Origin of the sequence: Microvenator marinus (assembly GCF_007993755.1) — a bacterium.
GTDB lineage: Bacteria > Myxococcota_A > Bradymonadia > Bradymonadales > Bradymonadaceae > Allomicrovenator > Allomicrovenator marinus.
The window spans coordinates 584,341-603,885 of record NZ_CP042467.1; the positions used below are offsets into that span (position 1 = coordinate 584,341).

Genomic DNA, 19,545 nt, shown 5'->3' on the forward strand with positions numbered 1-19,545 from the left:
CGAATGCAGTGTAACAGACCAATAACCCTTTAAGGAAGCCTCTATGCGCCGCGAGACGTCACGCTGAGCACAACTTTGCCCGTTGTGAGATTTGAAGCGACATGTTCGTGAGCCTTTTCGGTGTCTTCAATCTTGTAAACGGAATCGATGACGGGCGCGATTTCACCGCTAAGTACCAAGGGCCAGACTTCACGCAGAAAGTATTGTGTAATATCAGCCTTTTCCTCCACACTTCGTCCCCGCAATGTGCTCCCGAGGACCGTGATCTGGCGCGAAAGCACCCGCCGTAGATCCAGGGTCGCACTGCCTCCCCCCATCAAGCCGATAAGAACGAGGCGTCCTCCCCGAGAAAGTGCGCTGATATTGGACTCGAGATAACCACCACCGACGGGGTCCAAGATGACGTCCACGCCCTCGCCGTCCGTCAAGTCCATGATGTGTGCCGCGAAATCTTCATTATGGCGGTCGATGGCGTGAGCGCCGAGCTCTTCCAAAAACGCCAGTTTAGGCTGACTCGCGGTTGCGAAGACCTCGGCCCCAAACGAGCGCGCCAGCTGAATAGCGGCGGTTCCGACACCAGACGCCCCGGCGTGCACGAGCAGACGCTCACCTTCTTGAAGTGTTGCTTCAAGAAAAATGTTTAGAAAAGCGGTGTAGAAAACCTCAGGGATAGCGGCTGCCATCTCCAACGGAATCTCGGCGGGTACCGGGATGAGTAGAGCTGAGGGCGTTGTGACATATTCAGCATAACCGCCGCCGGGTAGGAGGCTAGCCACACGATCACCGACTTTCCAGTCTTTAACCTTGGAGCCCACCTGCGCAATTACTCCGGCGGCCTCGAGCCCCATCACTTCCGTCACACCTTGTGGGGGTGGGTAAAGTCCGCGACGCTGCAGGAGATCCGCGCGGTTAACCGCACTCGCGTAGACCTGGACCAGCACTTCGTCGGGGCCGGGACGGGGTGTGGGAACCTCCCCCCACACCAAATGCTCGTTTTCAACCTTAATCGCCTTCATTTCCTGCTCCTCTGGGGCGTCTCAGACGGTGTTTATACGCCCAATCGTCGACTTAGGCGACCAAAGTTCTAAGTCACTGAAGGTTCCGAGTTTACCTCTCACCTCAACTTTGGTAGCACCGCCCGATATTGAATCACCATTCATGGGAGTATCGGCACATGATGCAGCATCATTACAAAACAAATCTGAGGGACATCTTCTTCAACCTTTTCGAGCTCAATCAGATTGGGACGAAGACTTTTGGACACGGAAAGTTCTCACACCTCGACGAAGAGACCATGCGCGATGCGCTTGCCCAACTCGAGAAGATTTGTGTTCAGGAGCTCGCTCAGAGTTTCGCCGTCTCCGACCGCGAAGGCCTTCATTTTGATGGCGAGGGCAACGTCAGACTGCCCGACGCACTCAAGAAGAGTCTGGACATCTACATGGAGACGGGATGGCACCTCCTGGAACTCCCCGAGGAATTTGGCGGATTCGGCGCACCTCCTTCCATGATCTGGGCGCAGTTTGAGATGCTCGCGGGTTCAAACCCATGCGTGCCCTTTTATCTTTTCGGTGGCTTCATCACGAAGGTCATCAACAGCCTCGGCACCGACGACCAGAAGAAGAGATTTTGCCAGACCATCGTGGACCGCGGCTGGGGCGGGTCGATGGTCCTCACCGAGCCAGACGCTGGGAGCGACGTGGGCGCCGCAACCACCAAAGCAAAAGATCTTGGTGATGGCACCTGGGCCATCGAAGGCGTCAAGCGCTTCATCACCAATGGTGATTACGATCACACTGAAAACATCATCCACCTTGTCTTGGCGCGGCCCGAAGGCGCCGGTCCAGGCACTAAAGGGCTCTCACTCTTCATCGTTCCCAAGTATTGGGTCAACGAGGACGGCTCCCTCGGCGACCGAAACGGAGTGTTTGTCACCGGGCTTGAGAAGAAGATGGGGCTCAACGCTTCGGCCACCTGCGAGCTCACGATGGGCGATCGTGGTGTTTGTCGAGGACTGCTCATGGGCAATGTCCACGACGGCATTCGTCAGATGTTCCGCGTCATCGAGCACGCCCGAATGGCGGTTGGAATGAAGTCGATGGCGACTCTTTCGACTGGCTACCTCAACGCGCTTGAATACACGAAAGAGCGCGTGCAGGGCCCGGACTTGGCCAAAGCATCTGAAAAGGACTCACCGCGTGTTCGAGTCATCGAACATCCAGACGTTCGCCGTATGCTAATGACCCAGAAAGCCTATGCTGAGGGTATGCGGGCTCTCGGATACTACACGGCCTTCATTCAAGACCAGGTCGAGCTTTTGGGCGGACACGAGTCACCGGACGCCAAGAAACTGGATAAACTCAACGATCTCTTGCTCCCACTTGTGAAGGGATACTGCTCTGAGAAGGGATACGAGCAACTCGCCGTGTCGCTACAATGTTATGGCGGCTCAGGATACTGCAAGGACTATCCGATCGAGCAGTATATCCGCGACGCCAAGATCGACACGCTTTATGAGGGCACCACCCATATTCAATCGCTGGACCTCTTTTTCAGGAAAGTCGCACGAGATATGGGCGCTACGTTGATGGGACTAATGGCCGAGATCAATACGACGATTGAAAGCCTCTCTGAAACACCTGAACTCAGCGTTGAGATGGAGGGCCTGCGCCGTGCTCATGCGGAGGTTGGTAGCATCTTCCAAACCATGCTTGAGAAGGTCCAAGAGTCGGTCTACCACGTGGGCTTCCAAGCTAATAAGGTGTTGGAATCTCTCGCCGAGCTTGTGATGGGATGGCTTTTGGTTCGTCAGGCTCAGATCGCCCATGCCAAAGTTGCGGATGCCAAAGGTACCGACAAAGACTTCTATACCGGGAAGCTCGCCACCACTCGGTTTTACGTCAAGAATGTCCTTCCGCAGATCACTTTGAGACGAAAGCTCATCGAGGCCTCAGACCTCGACCTGATGGACGTTCCAGAGTCGGCGTTTTAAGCCACGCGACCGAGTCGAGCACAAAGGCATACGAGTGAGAGAAGGTCAGTCTCGACTCCCTCCCAGAACGAGAGTCCTTCTTCGCGTGTGACGTGAAGCACCTCGTACTCTTGCTGCTGAAGCGATGTCTGACTAAGGGCGATCTGAATGTGATGAGGGCCATTGACCGTCTCGTTTTCGACGAGTTCGACGATGGTGGCGCGATCTTCAGAAATCTCCGCTAGCCACGCTTCCATATCCACCTCGCCAGACCGACTGTGCTCGAGCGTCAGGAACCAATCGTCAAAATATGCGACTGACGTACTGACCACCCTGCCCTTCTCGTCTTTGACCTTTCGGACAAAGAGCGCCTTTTCGGCCCAATCACCCCAGGTGTCATAGAGCTCATCGAGACGCGCACCACCATGAACAAAATCAGGTGGAAAGGTCTGTGTCATCGAGCGCTCGCGCTGCAAATGACGCTGGTAGATGGATTGAACAGGACGACGAGTGATGGTGGTTTGCGTATTCATAAGCCTCTCCGTGGCGAAAAACATCATGTACTGAACAAGTACTCCCTACTGAACAAACTTATACTGTACAGATGACCACTGTTCAAGTTTTCACCCTACTTTTTTTCAAATAGTCTGTGAGATTGAGTTTCCGCCACAAATTGTGTAGGTGGAGTCGCGCTGCGGAGTGCGGCCAGAGTTGTGGAGTTGCCAATGTCCAACGAAGAAATCCAAAAGATCACCCGAAGACTTCATAATCGCATGGGACGTGCGATTAAGGACTTTCAACTGCTCGAGGACCAAGACCGCGTTCTGGTATGTCTCTCTGGCGGCAAGGACTCCTACACTTTGCTCAAGCTTTTGATGGAATTGCAGTCGCGTGCGCCGGTGAAATTCGAGCTTGTGGCGTTCCACCTCGACCAAAAGCAGCCCGGATATCCAGCTGGGACCATGGAGTCTTACCTTCAAGACCTTGGGATCGCGTGGGAGATTTGCGAGGAAGACACTTATTCGGTGGTACAGGAGAAGCTCGCGCCTGATGCAACCCCTTGCTCGCTCTGTTCAAGGCTGCGCCGTGGATTGATCTACAAGCACGCTGAGGCGCACGGGTGCAACAAGATTGCCCTTGGCCACCATCGTGATGACAGCATCGAAACGCTGCTCATGAACATGTTCCACACCGGACAGATGCAAGGAATGCCTGCCAAATACACCACTGACGATGGGCGCTTCGAAGTGATTCGCCCCCTGATCTACGTGGCTGAACACGAGATCATCCAATACGCAGACCACGCTGGCTTTCCCATTATCCCTTGCAATCTCTGTGGCTCGATTGAAGGGCAGCGCAAGTTCATGAAGAACCTGCTCGACGACCTCGAAGGGCGTATCCCTCACGTTCGGCACAGCCTTTTGGCCTCCATGCAGAACGTACGAACCACACATTTGTTGGACCCGTCTCTCCTCGCCTCAGATGCTGAACCCGCGCTTCCGAGCGCCGGTTGCGGCAACGAGCTCTTCTAGAGCCACCTTTGAAAGTCAACGCGATCGATACCACCACGGGGCCCCTGGTCACGAAGTCCCTGCAGCTAGCCTGGCCGGCCGTGCTGCAAGCGATCTTGATCAATTTTTACGCGTTTAACGACTACCTCTTTGTTGGCATGACCGACGACCACGCGGCCACAGCCGCGCTTTCGTCGTGCTTTGCGATTCTCATCATCCAGTACACACTCACCCGCATCATTCCCACCGGCGGCACCACGCTGATCGCGCATTACACTGGCGCGAAGGATTTGGACCGTGTTGCACGCGTCTTTCGCTCTTCCATGAGTGCTAGTCTACTTTGGGGATTTGTCGTCGCGGGGGTCTCCCTGGCAGGTCTTGATTGGATCGTGGCGGTAAACAACGCTTCTCCCGAGGTTTCTGCACGCATTGCCGACTACCTCTGGGTCCTGCTCGCCAGTACTCCCGCATTTGCGCTCATGGTTGTGGTGGACGGGACGTTTCGAGCTCGGGGAAACATGAAGGTGCCGCTGACTCTAGAAGTGGCGAGTTTGGTGCTCAATACGTTTCTGAACTGGGTGTTGGTCCTTGGGAACCTGGGCGCACCGGCGATGGGTATAGAGGGTGCCGCAATTGCGACCGCGATTAGCCGCCTTCTGCCTGGCATCGTGGGGCTCCTACTTATGTTGAGAGGACATCTTGGATTCGAGGTGCTTACAAATGCACGAGCTTTAGCGTGGATTCCTGAGCTCGACCTAGTCAGACGGATGGTTCGCATCGGCTTCTTCGAGAGTATGTCCAGTGCGCTCTATGGCGTGGTCTACATCGTGCTGAATCGAATGGCTGGTGAGCTTGGAAGCGCTGCTCAAGGTGGTCTTGGTGCGGGCTTACGTGGCATCGAATGGTTGGGATTTGCCTTCGCGGACGGGTTTCTGACCGCAAGTGTCACGGTTGTCGGCCAAAACCTTGGAGCTGGAAAGCCCAAGCGAGCATGGCACGGAGCGTGGCTCAACGCGGCCCTCTCGGCGCTCACATGTCAACTTGTGGGCGTCGCTTTCCTACTCTTCCCCCAAGAACTATCGGCGTTGGTAACTTCGGATCCTGAGACGCTTCGATATGCCACAGAATACGTCTATATCATCGGCTGGGTGATGTGGGCGGTCGGGTTTGAAATGGCCTTCTATGGCGTCTTCACTGGCTGGGGACGTACTGAAATCACACTTTTAGTATCCGGTTTGACGAACATCTTGAGGATACCTCTTGCAGTGCTTCTGCTCTTTGGCGCGAGTTCTTTTGTCAGCGGGATGCAGTGGTCGATCTTCGGGGTTGGAAGTGCGCCGGAGGTGGTCGGCGAGTTCAGTGCGCTCGCCTGGGTGATTGGCTCGACGGCGGTCCTTAAGGCCCTGATTTATATCGTGTACATGGCGCGCCGTCGCTCCCTCTGAGTCCCCTCTTCTACTTGTTAATCGCAACCAAGAGCAGGCAAATCCAGCCCACGATGAACGCCACGCCACCAATTGGGGTAATCGCCCCCAACATGCGAATTCCCGTAAAGGCCATCGTGTAGAGTGACCCGGAAAAAAGAAGAATGCCCGCCACAAACGACCAGCCGGCGACTGTAGCTGCTTGTGATTGCGTCTCACCCACCAACCAGGCCACAGCGAGCAATGCCAATGCGTGGTACATCTGATACTGGGCAGCCGTCTCGAAGACCTCGAAAAGTCTCGGCTCAAGTTTGCCTTTCAGCGCATGGGCACCAAAAGCACCTGCCGCTACGGAAAGCCCGCCAAAGACGCTACCCAACAATAAGAAAATCTTCATAACGACCTACTTCGATTTACGACTCGAAAAGAAACGCCAAACGCCTAAGAGCAAACCTAGGCCCACGAGGAGCGGAAAGAGCGCAAAACCTGCACGGATGAGGCCGCCCGTCACAAAGGCGGTGATTTCGGCGCCGTCCTCAAAAGCGGAAGTCACTTGGCCAAACCCGCCCGGCTTCTCCTCCATCAACACAAGGTGAATCGTGGACATTTCCACTTGGGAGTTTAAGGCCTTTGCACGCCCATCCAACGAATCGATCTCAGCGCGAACTCGCGCGAGTTCACGTTCTATCTCGAGGATTTCTGAGACGGTCTGCGCTTGTTGAAGGAGTTCATTCAGTCTGCCTTCAAGTGCGCGCTGATTTTTTAGCTTCGCCGCGAGGTCAACCGTTTCCCCCGTCACATCCTTGGTAGAAACCGACTGCGAAACCACCTCACCAAGGCCAGCCAACGCGCTCATCGCTGAATCGAACTTTGATTCAGGGACGCGCAAACTCATGGTCATACGACGGGTGTCGTAGTCTGAGAGTTCGCTGGTTTCTATGTATCCCTCGGCATCGCCAATCAGTTTCTCAACTGACTTATGCGCACTTTCGAGACTCTCGAGCTCGATGGTAATCGACCCATTTTTGATGATCTGCCGAGGCGAATCGCCGTCTGCGCTCTCCTCTTGTGCGGGTGGCGGCGGTGGCTCCTGTTTAGACTGGCAACCGACTGCCAAAGCCAAAGATATCAACAATAAGAATGCCCAATATTTCATTTCTACTCCATGCTCTCTGGCGAAAACATAGCAGACCACAGCGTGGAATGCTCTTTGAGAAATCTCGGACGGAGGCCTCGGGCCCACTTTGAATTTTCTCGAGAATCCACACGTCTTTATGGTTGAGATGAACGTGCCAACGGAGGCAACCATGAGTAGATGTAAACATGAAATTCCAGGAAACGCGATGTACTGCCCCTTTTGCGGAGCACGTAATGAGGCCGCTCCAGTGAATATGGGACCTCTACAATCACTCATCGAGTCCTCGGACGTAGACGTAGAGCTTGACGATGTGCCCGGACGCTCACGCATTGGCGTGCTTTTGGCCGGATTGGCTCTCGCCGGCGTAATCGGGCTTACTGCGATTGTGTCGCTTACCGTTTCAGATTCAGAGCCTGCGCCAGCGCAACCAGCCGAAGTCATCGCTGAGGTTGTGGAAATCCCCGCAGAAATCACTCCGGAGTTCAGCGCACAAAACCTGCAAATCCACACCCAATCCGGCGTGGCAGAACTGAGCTATATGGGCTCACCGCTCATCGCCTTCAGTTCGCATCAAGGCAGCCGCTACGACTCAGTGGAAGAACGCGCGGAGGCCATGAAGCTTAGAATGAGTCATGCGTTTGCGTCCGAAGCGACCCCGAAATTCCGAGCCAAAATGGTGGATGGAGCGTACCAAGTGGTCTGGCAGAAAGCCGACTCGGACTTCCTCATCACCGACATCACCAGGTCAGATGTCAAGAATTGGGAGAAAGTAAACGGAAACTCGTCAGAGGCAATCCTCGCGAACCTCGTCGCGGACCGGCTCAACTTTCTCCTTTCCTTAGAGCCCGTTCCAAGGGCTTGAATTACTTCTTCGCCTCCCCGAGAACCGCATTGAGTTCCAGTGGTTTTCCATCCCTCAACACTTTCACAACGACCTCTTGGCCCGCCTTGTGTTGACGCAAAGCGAACGCGAAGTCTTGTAGTGATGTCACATCAAACTCGCCGAACTTGACGATGATGTCGTCCTTCTTGAGCCCCGCCTTATCAGCAGCACTTCCCGGCCTAGCGCCGCTAACCTTGACCCCTGGCTGGTTTGGGTCGCCGAACGAAGGAATGGAGCCAAAGCTTGGACCGTAGCCTCTTGAGCCGTCGCCGCCGCGGTCACCCTGCGCCGTGTTCTTAAGGGCGACATAGGTGGGCGCTTCCGTTTGATTCGCCAGCTCATGGACCGCGCGCAGCGCCATCGTGGCCACGTCCACCATACCTTCGGTGTTTAGCGTCTCCGGGGTGTCGTCCGGCGTATGGTAGGCATCGTGGACGCCTGTAAAGAAGGCGAGCACAGGCACATTGGCGAGCGTAAAGGACATGTGGTCGCTCGGTCCAAATCCGCTCGGGTCCAGCATCAGGTTAAGCCCCAAGCCAGCCGATGCTCGTCGGACGGTTTCGCGAAGCGTCATCCCCGTTCCAACGCCCATCACATGTAAGGTTTTTTCCCGAAGGCGCCCCACCATATCGAGATTCACCATCGCCGCGATTTTGCGGTCCTTCAGGGGACCAGCGCCCACAAAGTGCGAGCTTCCGAGAAGTCCTGACTCCTCCGCACTAAAGCCAATGAACACGATATCGCGTTGCCGAGGTTGATCTTTGAGCAGACGAGCCAACTCGAGCATGGTCGCGACACCAGATGCGTTATCGTCTGCTCCGGGATGCACTGCTTGAACGCCAGGCCTCATGCTCCCTTCGCCTCCCATACCTAGGTGGTCGTAGTGTGCTCCGACCACGAGCACCTCCGCGTTATCGTTTCCGGACGGTAGCATCCCGACAATATTCGCGACTTCGCCCCGTTGACGTTCAATCTGAACCTTGAGTTTGACCTTGCCCATGTCTCGACCATTGCCCCGATACCGCTCAAGCTCCGAGACTTTGTTGCCGTAGAGGTCAATCATGGCCTGCCAAGTCAAATGCACCACAGGAATCCCGAGTTCCGACGTCACTCCCGAGAACTGAATCAGCGTATCCGTTTCTTGGCCGCGTGGTCTTGGGTTCGCGATGATGACCGCGGCCGCACCTTGATGACGCGCCTGAATGGCCTTGTATCTAAGGTCGCTCTCTCGCACCGGATTCTTTCCTTCGAACCGACTCTTTTCGTCGTCGCGCTCAGGCTCGTAGCGAAACATCATGACCACTTTTCCACTCACATCGATGGGCTTTTCGTCGCGGTCTTTGTAATCATCATGGTCGTACTCATTGCTTTGAATGCCCCACCCCACCCAGACCACGTCGCCTTCCACCTCACCGGAAGACGAGAAAGGGAGCGGCCTAAACGCTTTGGGACCCAGGGTCTTCTTATCGAGCTCAAACGCAGCAGTTTTGACCTTGGACGAAACTGCGACCTCAAAGGGGTCACGATACGAACCGCCGAGAGGTGCCAAGCCGATCTCTTTGAATTGGGCCTCCAACCATTGACCTGCCTTCTCGAGGCCAGGTGTACCAAGCCCACGGCCCGCCATTTCTTCGGTAGTTAGGCTTTGAACGTCAGACATGAGTCGTTCAGCACTGATTCCGGCCGTTTTGGATTCTACGAAATCAGGCGCTACGTCTGTCCAATCGGCCACAAAGACGTTGGTTTCACCGTCTTCTTCCCCATCTCTATTCGAGGCAAAGATGAGCTTGGAGCCGTCGTAGGAAAACATCGGGAACGAATCGAAGAGAGGACTGTAGGTAACCCTCTCAAGCCCGCTTCCATCCACGTTGATGAGGTAAAGGTCGAAGTTTCGGCCCCCTGGATCATCCATATTTGAGGAGAAGATGATTCGCTGTCCGTCGGGATGGAAATAGGGAGCAAAATTGGCCGAACCGTTGGCCAAGATCTCGCGCTTGTCCGTTCCGTCGGCATTCATCACCATAAGGTTCATTACCCCAGGCCGCACCAAGTTCTGGTCACGTAACTTTCGGTAGTCTTCCAAATCCTCGCCGGTTGGATGGTTAGCGCGGTAGACGATCTTGGAGCCGTCTCGACTAAAGAAGGCACCACCGTCATAGCCTTCCTCGGTGGTGAGTTGCTTGAGGTCGCTCCCGTCGATATTCATCGACCAGATGTCGACATCTCCACTCCTGAGGCTGGTAAAGAGGATCCGATCCCCTTGAGGTGAGACCACAGCCTCAGCATCGTAGCCGGGGTGAGGGGCGAGCACCTCAGGGTTTTCGCCGTTCGGGCCGGCTTTGTAGATTTCGAAGTCCGCAAGCAAGGGCCAAACGTAGCCTTTCGAATGGTCAGGCTTCGGCGGACACGTCTTCTGAGTTGCATGACTTGAACTATAAATTATCCCAGAGTTGTCTGGTAGAATGAACGAACAGGTGGTCCGGCCGAGGCCGGTAGAGACGAGGCGTTGGTTGCTTCCATCCGCCTCCATGCGGAAAATCTGATCACATTGGAAACCTTCGCGCGTAGCCTGGAAAATGATCTCTTGGCCATCGGCGGAGAAATACGCCTCCGCATTTTCCCCGCCGCTCGTAAGCTTGCGAAGATTCTGGAGTCTCCATTCACCGTTCAGTATCGTGGCTTTGGCAGCATTCGGAGGCGACTTTTCTTTTATAGGCTCGGGACTTGGTGGATTCGTCGAGCATGAAAAAGCCGTGAGGCCCAGAAAAAGTGCCGCTGAGATTAAAATTTTCATTGGACTTTTTTGCATCGGTGTTCCTGTTTATACTAGTAGTCCTAAGGGAGGACGGAATTCTGAGATGAAGTACCTAATTATATTTTCAATGTCACTCGTGGGTGTGGTTGGATGTAAGTCTGAGCCCACCGATGTAATTGCGCCTAGCGCTCAGGCAGTCATGCTGCCGGCAGCCGCGCAAGTTCCCGAAGTACCGGCTGCTGAAGAAGTGGCCGCGAAAAACTCATTCCACTACTCGCCGTTTGTGGTGCAGGTCCAAGGGTCGAAGTATTTTCAGAGTATTTCGTTCAAGGACGTCGGGCTTCAGCGCCCGGAATCTGACCCCAATGACCCAGTACTAGAGGCAATTGCGGAATCTCTCTCTCTGCATCTGACCGAGGATGGAGAAGGTCTGATGACCCGCGTCGCCTACGATGAAGCGCAACTCGATCCTGGCAACCACACAGCATGTGGCCAGAATCACATCTATGTGGACGTGTGGCGCAAAGGGGAGCGTGGCTGGGGCTACTCGCTCTGGTCGGGCTGTGGAGAAGAGTCCAATTTCGAATGGCGAGAAATCCCTGACGCACCCGCCGGTGAGATTGTCGACGAGGTGGAGCCGCTAACCCAAGCGATTGCTGAAAGCCTAAGAGCCGCATCTAAGTCGGAGTGTTTCACCAAGGCGTGTTGAAACTTTCCTTTAGCTCGTTCTGTGATACCTCTGAGGGGCTTATTTAGGAGTGCCTATGCGGTCGATTCGACTCTTGGGAATATGCCTCGTCCTCGGACTATCTCTGGGCTGTTCGTCGTCCAAGCCAAAATCAGAAACCATAGTGATGGAGCCAGTTAGGGCAAATTCACCTGCGGCGCAGAAAACCTATGACGAAGGTATTGGCTACCTTGGTGAAGGCCGATGGTCCGACGCACGCGAACTCTTTCTCGGGCTTCAGTCCGAGTTTCCAGATGACCCCATTGCCGCGGTTGCCGAACTCTATATCGGCCGCGCGATGCTCGGGGACTTCGATGTTCCTGAACAGGACCTAAGAGCGGCCCTGAGTGTGTTTGCTGGCCTTGGTGCGGATGATTCTGTGGACTCCCGCGTACGATTTGCAGCGATGGTTTATCGAGGAAGCACCATGGTGCTTCTCGGCCAATCTGAAGAGGCGCTCGACTATTTGGCACGCGAAGCCAGTCCATCACTAAGCCCGAACGTCATCGAAACCGATCGCAAGGACGCGTGGGCCTTGCTTATCGAAGCATTTAGCACTCGGAACAAGCCAGAACATACGGTCTTGGCCAGTGAACGTGCGATCTCCGAGTACGAAGCTTTGCGCACACTCGCCTTGCCGCGGGCATTTCAAGCGGTGGAAAGCGTTCCCGAGGACGTTCGTGTATCGTGGACAAGTGCTGATTCCGTGGTTCTGAGAGCGGTTTCGACCTGGCACCACGCGAGGCTTCAAATCGCCGAAGGAAAGAACCCAGAAGATTTGAGCGAGCTCGTCGCGCGCGGTGTGATGGCTCTTCGCTCAATCGGCGAGAATGAAAAGGCTGACGAACTGGGACAATTGAGGGCAGTGCGCGCCCCATCTGGCCCATTGAGAATCGGCCTCTTACTACCACAAAGCGGTCCAAATCGTGCCGTAGGCAAACGAGCGATGCGCGGAGCCATGCTCGCGAAAGACGCATTTGACCCCGCGGTTGCAGATGGAATTACCCTGGTCGTGGCGGATGCTGCCGGAGATCTAAATGCCGCGTTTCAGATGTTCGAAGATGCAGGCGTCGTCGGTATTGTAGGTCCCCTCGACGCGTCGAAGAATTCTGAGATTTCCTTGATGGCGCGCGAGGCCGAAATTCCGGTTCTATCCCTGACGAACGAGATTGCTCCTGATCCAGATTCATGGGTGTTTAGAAATTTCCTTGATGCTGAGACCGAGGCCAGGCTGATGGCGCAAACGGCCCGCCAGACTTTAGGTCAAACCGAGGCCCATGTTGTCTATCCCGATATCGGATACGGTCGGCGCATGGCGAGCGTCTTCCAAACAGAATTTGAGTCACTTGGCGGAACGGTTAAGAGTCACACCTATGACAGAAACGCGAGAGATTATTCATCGCTTGCTTCCAAGGTTTCCGCCCAGAAACCTCAAACAATCTTCATTCCAGATTCGGCGTCAAAAGTCGCGGAGCTAAGCGCGTTTTTTGCCAACGCGAACGTCTGGGGCAAGTCCCAAGACTCGCGTCCTTCTACCGATGGCCGAACTCGCGTGTTCTACCTCGGTACTAGTCTTTGGCGAGACCCGCTCCTTCTCAAACAAGCTCAGACTTATGTTCAGGGCGCTATCTTCCCAGTTTGGCTCTCTGAATCCGACCAGGCGAGGTCCCTTGTTAACGACTATAAGAACCAGTGGGAAACGGAACCAAATGACCTTGAGACCTTCACGTTTGATAGCGTCATGATGCTCATTCATGCGTTGGAAAACACGGACGTGCGCACCGGCGAGGAGCTTCGAGAATTCCTCTTGAGGGATCTGGATTACGTTGGTGCCACAGGACGCGTTACATTCTCTGAGGATGGTGCTTCGTCTAGAACACCGACCATCCTTGAGGTTGGTGAGCAACTCAAGACCTTCGAGCCATAGCGATGAGCTCGAGAATCCCCTTTCGATTTGGCCTTAGCGCGTTCCTACTTTCCTTTGTCATTGGAAGCGGGGCATCGGCCCAAGAAACTAGCGAGAACCAAGAAGACGCCCCGTTTATTGAGGATACTTCTGAACTCAGCGAAAAATCGAAGGAGGAGTTGCGCGACGAAGGCTTTGTGTTCGGAGCCGATGCAAACTTATCAACGTCTTCTACCGCCACGCTCGTCGCGCTCATTGCAGGCTTACCAATTCACGGGATCGGCCACTTGTGGATCGACGACTCCAGAACAGGAAACACTCTGCTCATTGCAGAGGGCATTAGCATCGCCACCATGGCGGCCGCTGGAACCTATATCTGGCTCGACTCAGGCTCAAGCAGTGCGTCCGGCTGGATGTCGAGTGTTTTTGAACTGGGCTTGAGCAGTTTTGCGATTGGATACCTGCTCGATGTGATCGGTACCGTTCAGGGCGTGGACCGAGAGTTTACCCTCAATACGCGCAATTCTCAGCGATATACAGCCGAGGCCGGTTATGGGTTTCTCAGCACAGAAGAGATCCCGACGCGCCATTTATTAAACTTCGGCCTGGGAGCTGATTTTGGGGCCTTCTACACTAAGCTCGACGCGACATCCGATATTGAGGTGGCGTCCTTGTCCGGTAGCCTGCTCTTAGGCACGAGGTTCCTTCGACTTCGGCCACAATCCTTCGTTTTTGTCGAAGCTAAAGGCGAGGTTTTTGGGTTTAGGGAAGCCGGCCCCTTTTGGAGGTCAACCGTGGAGGGCAGGCTTGGTGGCTCGCTCGATATGGGCACCTTTTTCACCCAACTCAATCAGGTCGCGGTGGGCTTTTGGGTGGGCTACGGGCAGGATTTCCTACGTTTTGAGGAAGACTTCGCGGTGGATTTCGAGGGGGGCTCCGCGTTTCTTACTCAGCAGGCATTCATACATTTCAACGCGACCGAAAACCTCAACATCTTCTTCGGCCATGGCCGACACCCAAGCTGGTACATTCCGGCTGTGAATCGTTTGGTTGGGACCACGGATGTGGAGATCCGATATCGAACGAATTTCGGCCGCCTGAAAGTGGGCGCGACCATCGGAAGTGGCTTGGGGCTGAGTATTGGCGGCCAGATGGGCTTTTGAGACGGACTAGTAGTCTGAAAGACTGAAATCGTGGGTGATTCGAATCTTGTATTCGATGGGTTCGCAGTTCTGGGTAGCAGGCTTGAAGGTCCACTGTTTGAAAGCTTCGACGGCAGCTTCGTCCAAGCCGAAGCCGGCCCCACTTATAACTTCGACCTTACCTACCTTCCCGTTGGTCTTCACGGTTAGCAAAGCCACCACCGCTCCCTCGATCTGGCGCCGTTTGGCTTCGGGTGGATACTTGCCCTTCACTCGGCGTCCGATCACGGGTTTGGTCGCCGGGCAGGTCCGTTTTGGAGCTGGCTTCGAATAGCCTTCACCGGTGCCGCCCTCCGCGGTCTTAATTTTTCCGAATCTCGATGGGTCGACAACCTTTGTGGTCATTTTGCCGGTCTTGATTCCAGTTCCAGCTTTGATTTCAAAAGCCCCCGCTTCTCCCATCGAATCCATTGTCAGACCTTCTAGGTTCACAGGATCCATAGCTTCGGTAGCTTCCGGTGGCGCATCCTCCGGTGGCGGGTCGGCGTCTGTTTCTGGCTCCACTTCGGGCTCAGGCTCAGGCTCGGGTTCCGGCTCAGGCTCGGGTTCTGGCTCGGGCTCAGGTTCCACTTCGGGTTCCGGCTCAGGCTCAGGCTCAGGCTCGGGTTCCGGCTCAGGCTCGGGTTCTGGCTCAGGCTCCGGTTCCTCGTAGACCTCCATCTCGATGAACTCCGTCTCCTCTTTCTCCGGCTCGATCTTTGTGTTGAGAAGCGGTGCCACGAAAACGAGAATACCACCCGCCACAACGTGCACGACAAAGGCCGCAATGATGCCGATTGCAGCTGTACCCAGGCGTTTGCCAGTACTCTGCCTTTCGTCGATCAAAGGGTCTTTAACTTCGATGGGTCGTTGAGATGACACTACTTCTTCTTCTCAATATTCAACGCGAATTTTTCAACACCATTGATCTTAATCGTGTCAATGACGTCGACGACATGTTCGTATTTCACCGCGCGGTCTGCGGCCACAATCGCCCTGACATCGGGGTCCTTGGCTTTTTCGGCTTTAGCCCACTCACCAATCGCGTCAAGCGTCGTAACCTCACCAGAGAGCTTGTAGGTGCCGTCTGGGAGCACTTGAATCACCATCGGAGTGGCCGCAGTAGAGCTTCCGGTCGCGGCCTTAGGCAAATCCACCTCAATCTGCTCGCGCACGATAATCGAGGTGGTGACCATGAAGATGATGAGGACCACAAGGATGATGTCCACGAGTGGCGTGACATTGATTGCGGCAATGACATCTTCGTCGTCAGTGTTAAACCCCGCCATCTTGCCCTCCTCTCTCCGCGCCGCGCAGATGTGAGACCAGGCTTCGGCCAAGGAGCTCTGCCTGACTTGCGGTGCCCTTCGTTTTACCCTTGAACACGTTGTACGCCATGACCGCTGGGATAGCCACGAGGATGCCCACGCCGGTAGCCACAAGTGCCTCAGCGATAGCAGCCATCACGAGTTTAGCGCCTTCGTCAGTACCAGCAGCGAGGTTATCGAACGCGTTGATGATACCGACAACAGTACCAAAGAGTCCGATGAAAGGCGCGTTAGACCCGACGGTCGCTAGGAAACCAAGACCTTTGTCGTAACGGACTTTCTCCGTTGCAAGTGCACCTGCAAGGAGGTCTTCAACGGCTGCAGGACCGCGTTCGTGGTGGCGCAATCCAAAAAGAACCACGCGTGCTTCCATGGCGTCGGACCCAGAAAGCAACTCAGCCGCGGCTTTGTAGTCTTTTTTGTCGAGAGCATCATTGAACTTGGTGCGCAGTTCGTGGATGTCGATGGCGCGCTGCTTGTAAAAGCGAAGCCTCTCCAACATCACGTAAATACAAGCAAAGCTCAAAAGGACGAGGACCCAGAGCACCCATTCGGCGCCGATACGTGTAAATTGCAATAAAAAGTGAGTTAACATGTATAAACCACACAGATGATAAGAAGCCTAAGCAATGTTTCGATGCAAGGTTTGGCAGGTAGTTGCGCCCTACTCAAGAAGTTTCGACTTTTCGGACGCCGCGACGATGAGAATATGGCCAGGAGAAATCTCCACATCGGGACCCGGATTGACGATTAACCGCTCTTCGTCACGGCCTATGGCAATCAGCGTCGCGTCAAAATTGGCCTTTAAAATGCTCATCGCCTGACTCACCGTTTTTCCGTGGACAACTTTCGGCGCCTCAATTCGATAGAATTGATGCCCAAATTTCGAAGTAAGAAGTTCCCCGAGTACCGTAGATATTCCACGATTCCGAACAACTGACCCGATAATATTACCTACGTACTCGTCAGTGACGATGATCTCTTCGACACCCGCGCTCTTCAGGCTGGTTTCGTTGTCGCGGTTAAGCAACTGAACCGTCGTATGAATATCGCCATTTAGCTTTTCAATCAGCATGGCAGCCAGGACCGTGCGAGCGTCTCGATCTTGGCTCGAGCGCGCCTCTTTGCTTTCGTCAGCCAAGAGCACAGCAATATTTGCGGTTCGAATACTTGCCGATTCCAAAACGTCCAGTTTGGTATAATCCCCCACGATCACGTGTAGCGCATGCGGATGGTTGAGGAAGAGATTCGTCTGGTCGAGTTCCGGGGTCTCGCTCACCACGATCACATTCTTGCACGCACGATCGTGTAGGAGCTCTTCGATAATCAGCGGTGCGGAGTGATTCCAACCACAAATCACGGCATGACCGTTCAATTCATCTAGTTCCATAGATCGAACCTTTATCCTCGAAAGGGTGTCCACCATGACGGCGGAGACGGTACCTGTAAAGATCGCAAAAACGGTGAGACCGGCGAGCATGAGCGTGAGCGTGATGACGCGTCCCAATGGAGTTTGAGGATCTCCTCCGATAGGCTCGGAGCCTACAAGGGTCATGGTTGCGTACCAAAACGCATTTTCGATCGTCGCAAAATCGGGATTGATGGCGCCTTCAGAGAGTCGCATGGACGCGCCACCCATCAGGACCGCCACGGTCACTCCGATTCCTAGAATCACGTACTCCAGACGCACGAGCTTCGCCCTTGAGCCTCGGAGCTGGCGTACCAGAAACACGCCAACCCGGAAGAGTCTGAGGAGACTCAGAAGTCGAATAAATCTCAAGCCCCTGAAGATCGGAATCACCGCGAGCAGGTCGATCCAGTAGGTCTTGAAGAAGTTGCGCTTCTTCTTCTCCACCCAAAATCGAATGCTGAGCTCCACCACAAAGATGCCTGTGATGATATCGTTGATCACCATGAGTCTTTGGGCCACGAGTGAGTCAGCGGCGCTAAGCGAGAGCTCGACCAAGAGTAAGGTCACCGAGATAAGGATCAGCACCCCAACCGCCACCTCGGTGATGGTGTGGTGAATGAATTCCCCTGCTCTCTCGCGCAACGTTATCTTGGATTTTCGCGCCACGACCTTTCCGTTTAGAGTGCTCAATGCGCGGAACCTTGCTATAGGATCCGAAAGCTGACAAGCGAGTCCGACCATGGCCCACAAAAGTGTAAATCACCAAGCATCATTAATCGCGGGGGTAGTTCTCTCCCTTCTTTGCGCCGGCGGCGTCTATTACGGGCTATCTTCAACCGTGGTTGAGGTGACGAAGGACGACCTCGGACTGCCACCACTTGAGATTTCAACGCCTAAGCTTGTGGCGGAGCGAAAAGCTGGCGAGCCTGAGAAACGTTCGACTACACATGAGACGGCCCTGGTTCAAAGTATCTACCGTCTGCATCAGCTGCAATTCGGCGACCCAAATCCAGACACTGTTGAAGAGGCTGCGTTTGAGCTCATGCACAACGTGAACGAGCTCGCCCTGGCCTATGGCAGCTACCGCCATATCTTGCACGCTGTAGACCCCGTGATCCACGGCTGCCAGAACGCTCTCGAGGAGGTTCAGAGCGGCCTAAAATCGGGCTCGATGAGTGTTGAAGCTCTCAAGACTGCCGAGGCGCCTGGATTAGACGAATACAAGAAGACGTGCGGAAGTGTTTACCCAATCCTTCTCCAGCTCAAGCTGGTGGACGAGAAGGGAATCTGGAGCGACCCGAATGCTCCCATCATCTTTTCGATACTCAATCGGCTTCGGATGGCAGCCCTTAGCGAAGACCGCATTCCTGCGACCGAACTCCTGACGCCCTACGAAATGGAGATTCTCTATCTTTGGCGTTTCCACAGTCCTGCGTTTTCGTCGGAAGACAAGATGCAGTTTGCGCAGATGGCTGAACGTGATCTGCCTGGAACCCTCGCCGAAGAGTGGATTGCCCAGGTTGCGTACGAAAGTGGTGATATGGCTAGGGCACGCGACTTCTACCAAGAAGCGTGCAAAAAACGCAAAGGTGACAAGATCTTGGAGCGAAAATGCCGTCTAGCGGACACTCTATGAGTTAATTTTGCACGGAAATCCATACGACACTTCGCTCAAAATTTGTTACTCTTCGAATCATGAGCAAATCCCAATTCGAAAGAACGCCTACGACCCGCACAGACACACTGCTCGTTTCTGACAAACGTGTGATGGAGCAATTCCTACGTGCGGTTGAGAAGACGCTGGAATCAGCTGAGGAAGCTGCCACGTTTGCAGGTGCGATTTCGGACGCGGACTTAAGCCTGGCATTGGTTCGACTCGAGCAGATTCAAAACACAGTCGAGCGCGCTCATCGCATCGTTCAGGCACGCCTAGATGACAAGCCTGTCGAAGATTTTCGGTCCGACGAATTCGACTTGCTCGGTGAATTTGCGGATTTTGAGTCCAGCGCCGTCATCGACGATTCGGACATGGACGCTCAGCTCGATGATGACGAGCCCGTGGAAGGCCTTATCTCGGTTGCTGAGAGCGCCGATATCCTCGGTCTTTCCATGGACGAAGTCATCGCGCTCATGAATAGCGGTGAGCTTCAGGCTATCGCCAATCCAGGCGGTCAAATCATGCTGGAAGAAGTGGCCGTACGCGCGCGAAAGCCCAAAGAGGCGGAGCCCTCCTCGGACTCAGAGCTTGAGGATTTTGACGATATCCTCGACCGACTCTTCGAATAAACTTCATACTTCCCTTTTCTCGTC

The 19,545-nt window shown here is 54.6% G+C and carries 18 protein-coding genes; 9 read left to right on the forward strand and 9 right to left on the reverse strand.

What is annotated here, in order from left to right; genetic code table 11:
- Positions 1-41: 41 nt before the first annotated feature.
- Entirely contained in the window at positions 42-1,016 is a 975-nt protein-coding gene (locus FRD01_RS02450; protein WP_146957321.1) for an NAD(P)H-quinone oxidoreductase, read from the reverse strand.
- Positions 1,017-1,174: 158 nt separating this feature from the next.
- Between FRD01_RS02450 and FRD01_RS02455 the strand changes: the two genes are divergently transcribed.
- Positions 1,175-2,992: an acyl-CoA dehydrogenase family protein gene (locus tag FRD01_RS02455; RefSeq protein WP_249755940.1), complete on the forward strand. Its 1,818-nt coding sequence runs from the start codon at positions 1,175-1,177 to the stop codon at positions 2,990-2,992.
- Here FRD01_RS02455 and FRD01_RS02460 read toward each other — a convergent pair.
- Entirely contained in the window at positions 2,989-3,504 is a 516-nt protein-coding gene (locus FRD01_RS02460; protein ID WP_146957323.1) for a hypothetical protein, read from the reverse strand. The two genes, FRD01_RS02455 and FRD01_RS02460, sit on opposite strands and share 4 nt — an antisense overlap.
- A gap of 192 nt (positions 3,505-3,696) precedes the next feature.
- Between FRD01_RS02460 and ttcA the strand changes: the two genes are divergently transcribed.
- Both ttcA and FRD01_RS02470 read left to right on the forward strand, forming a co-directional pair.
- Entirely contained in the window at positions 3,697-4,503 is an 807-nt protein-coding gene (gene ttcA / locus FRD01_RS02465) for a tRNA 2-thiocytidine(32) synthetase TtcA (protein WP_146957325.1), read from the forward strand.
- Between the two features lie 8 nt (positions 4,504-4,511).
- Complete coding sequence (locus FRD01_RS02470; RefSeq protein ID WP_249755941.1) at positions 4,512-5,927, forward strand: MATE family efflux transporter; 1,416 nt, start codon at positions 4,512-4,514, stop codon at positions 5,925-5,927.
- Positions 5,928-5,937: 10 nt separating this feature from the next.
- On the opposite strand, the gene FRD01_RS02475 is transcribed toward FRD01_RS02470, so the two are convergent.
- Positions 5,938-6,303 (reverse strand): DUF423 domain-containing protein, encoded by a 366-nt coding sequence (locus FRD01_RS02475; RefSeq protein ID WP_146957329.1) that lies wholly within the window; start codon positions 6,301-6,303, stop codon positions 5,938-5,940.
- Between the two features lie 6 nt (positions 6,304-6,309).
- On the reverse strand, positions 6,310-7,062 hold the full coding sequence (locus tag FRD01_RS24115; RefSeq protein ID WP_249755942.1) for a DUF4349 domain-containing protein: 753 nt from the start codon (positions 7,060-7,062) through the stop codon (positions 6,310-6,312).
- A gap of 151 nt (positions 7,063-7,213) precedes the next feature.
- On the opposite strand from FRD01_RS24115, the gene FRD01_RS24120 reads away from it, so the two are divergent.
- Positions 7,214-7,906 carry a hypothetical protein gene (locus FRD01_RS24120; protein WP_249755943.1) on the forward strand — a complete coding sequence of 231 codons (693 nt, stop codon included), beginning with the start codon at positions 7,214-7,216 and terminating at the stop codon, positions 7,904-7,906.
- A 1-nt stretch (position 7,907) separates the two neighbouring features.
- Here the strand turns inward: FRD01_RS24120 and FRD01_RS02490 are convergent, their stop codons facing one another.
- Positions 7,908-10,721: a M20/M25/M40 family metallo-hydrolase gene (locus FRD01_RS02490; RefSeq protein ID WP_249755944.1), complete on the reverse strand. Its 2,814-nt coding sequence runs from the start codon at positions 10,719-10,721 to the stop codon at positions 7,908-7,910.
- Between the two features lie 64 nt (positions 10,722-10,785).
- Between FRD01_RS02490 and FRD01_RS02495 the strand changes: the two genes are divergently transcribed.
- From FRD01_RS02495 to FRD01_RS02505, 3 genes are read left to right on the forward strand one after another with little or no spacing between them, the layout of a single operon-like run.
- On the forward strand, positions 10,786-11,391 hold the full coding sequence (locus FRD01_RS02495) for a hypothetical protein (RefSeq protein WP_146957337.1): 606 nt from the start codon (positions 10,786-10,788) through the stop codon (positions 11,389-11,391).
- A 55-nt stretch (positions 11,392-11,446) separates the two neighbouring features.
- Entirely contained in the window at positions 11,447-13,336 is a 1,890-nt protein-coding gene (locus FRD01_RS02500; RefSeq protein ID WP_146957339.1) for a penicillin-binding protein activator, read from the forward strand.
- A 2-nt stretch (positions 13,337-13,338) separates the two neighbouring features.
- On the forward strand, positions 13,339-14,478 hold the full coding sequence (locus FRD01_RS02505; protein ID WP_146957341.1) for a hypothetical protein: 1,140 nt from the start codon (positions 13,339-13,341) through the stop codon (positions 14,476-14,478).
- A gap of 6 nt (positions 14,479-14,484) precedes the next feature.
- On the opposite strand, the gene FRD01_RS24125 is transcribed toward FRD01_RS02505, so the two are convergent.
- From FRD01_RS24125 to FRD01_RS02530, 4 genes are all read right to left on the reverse strand, one after another.
- On the reverse strand, positions 14,485-15,378 hold the full coding sequence (locus FRD01_RS24125) for an energy transducer TonB (RefSeq protein WP_249755945.1): 894 nt from the start codon (positions 15,376-15,378) through the stop codon (positions 14,485-14,487).
- Positions 15,378-15,785 (reverse strand): ExbD/TolR family protein, encoded by a 408-nt coding sequence (locus FRD01_RS02520; protein ID WP_146957344.1) that lies wholly within the window; start codon positions 15,783-15,785, stop codon positions 15,378-15,380. Before FRD01_RS02520 ends, FRD01_RS24125 begins: the two co-directional genes overlap by 1 nt.
- Complete coding sequence (locus FRD01_RS02525; RefSeq protein ID WP_146957346.1) at positions 15,772-16,419, reverse strand: MotA/TolQ/ExbB proton channel family protein; 648 nt, start codon at positions 16,417-16,419, stop codon at positions 15,772-15,774. The genes FRD01_RS02520 and FRD01_RS02525 overlap by 14 nt, the downstream gene beginning before the upstream one ends.
- 69 nt (positions 16,420-16,488) lie before the next feature.
- Positions 16,489-17,901, reverse strand: coding sequence for an NAD-binding protein (locus FRD01_RS02530; RefSeq protein WP_249755946.1), 1,413 nt, complete (start codon positions 17,899-17,901; stop codon positions 16,489-16,491).
- 73 nt (positions 17,902-17,974) lie between these two features.
- Between FRD01_RS02530 and FRD01_RS02535 the strand changes: the two genes are divergently transcribed.
- Together FRD01_RS02535 and FRD01_RS02540 are read left to right on the forward strand one after the other, a co-directional pair.
- Positions 17,975-18,871 (forward strand): hypothetical protein, encoded by an 897-nt coding sequence (locus tag FRD01_RS02535; RefSeq protein ID WP_146957350.1) that lies wholly within the window; start codon positions 17,975-17,977, stop codon positions 18,869-18,871.
- Positions 18,872-18,930: 59 nt separating this feature from the next.
- A complete protein-coding gene (locus tag FRD01_RS02540) occupies positions 18,931-19,521 on the forward strand; it encodes a MerR family transcriptional regulator (protein WP_146957352.1) in 591 nt (196 codons plus the stop codon).
- Positions 19,522-19,545 lie beyond the last annotated feature (24 nt).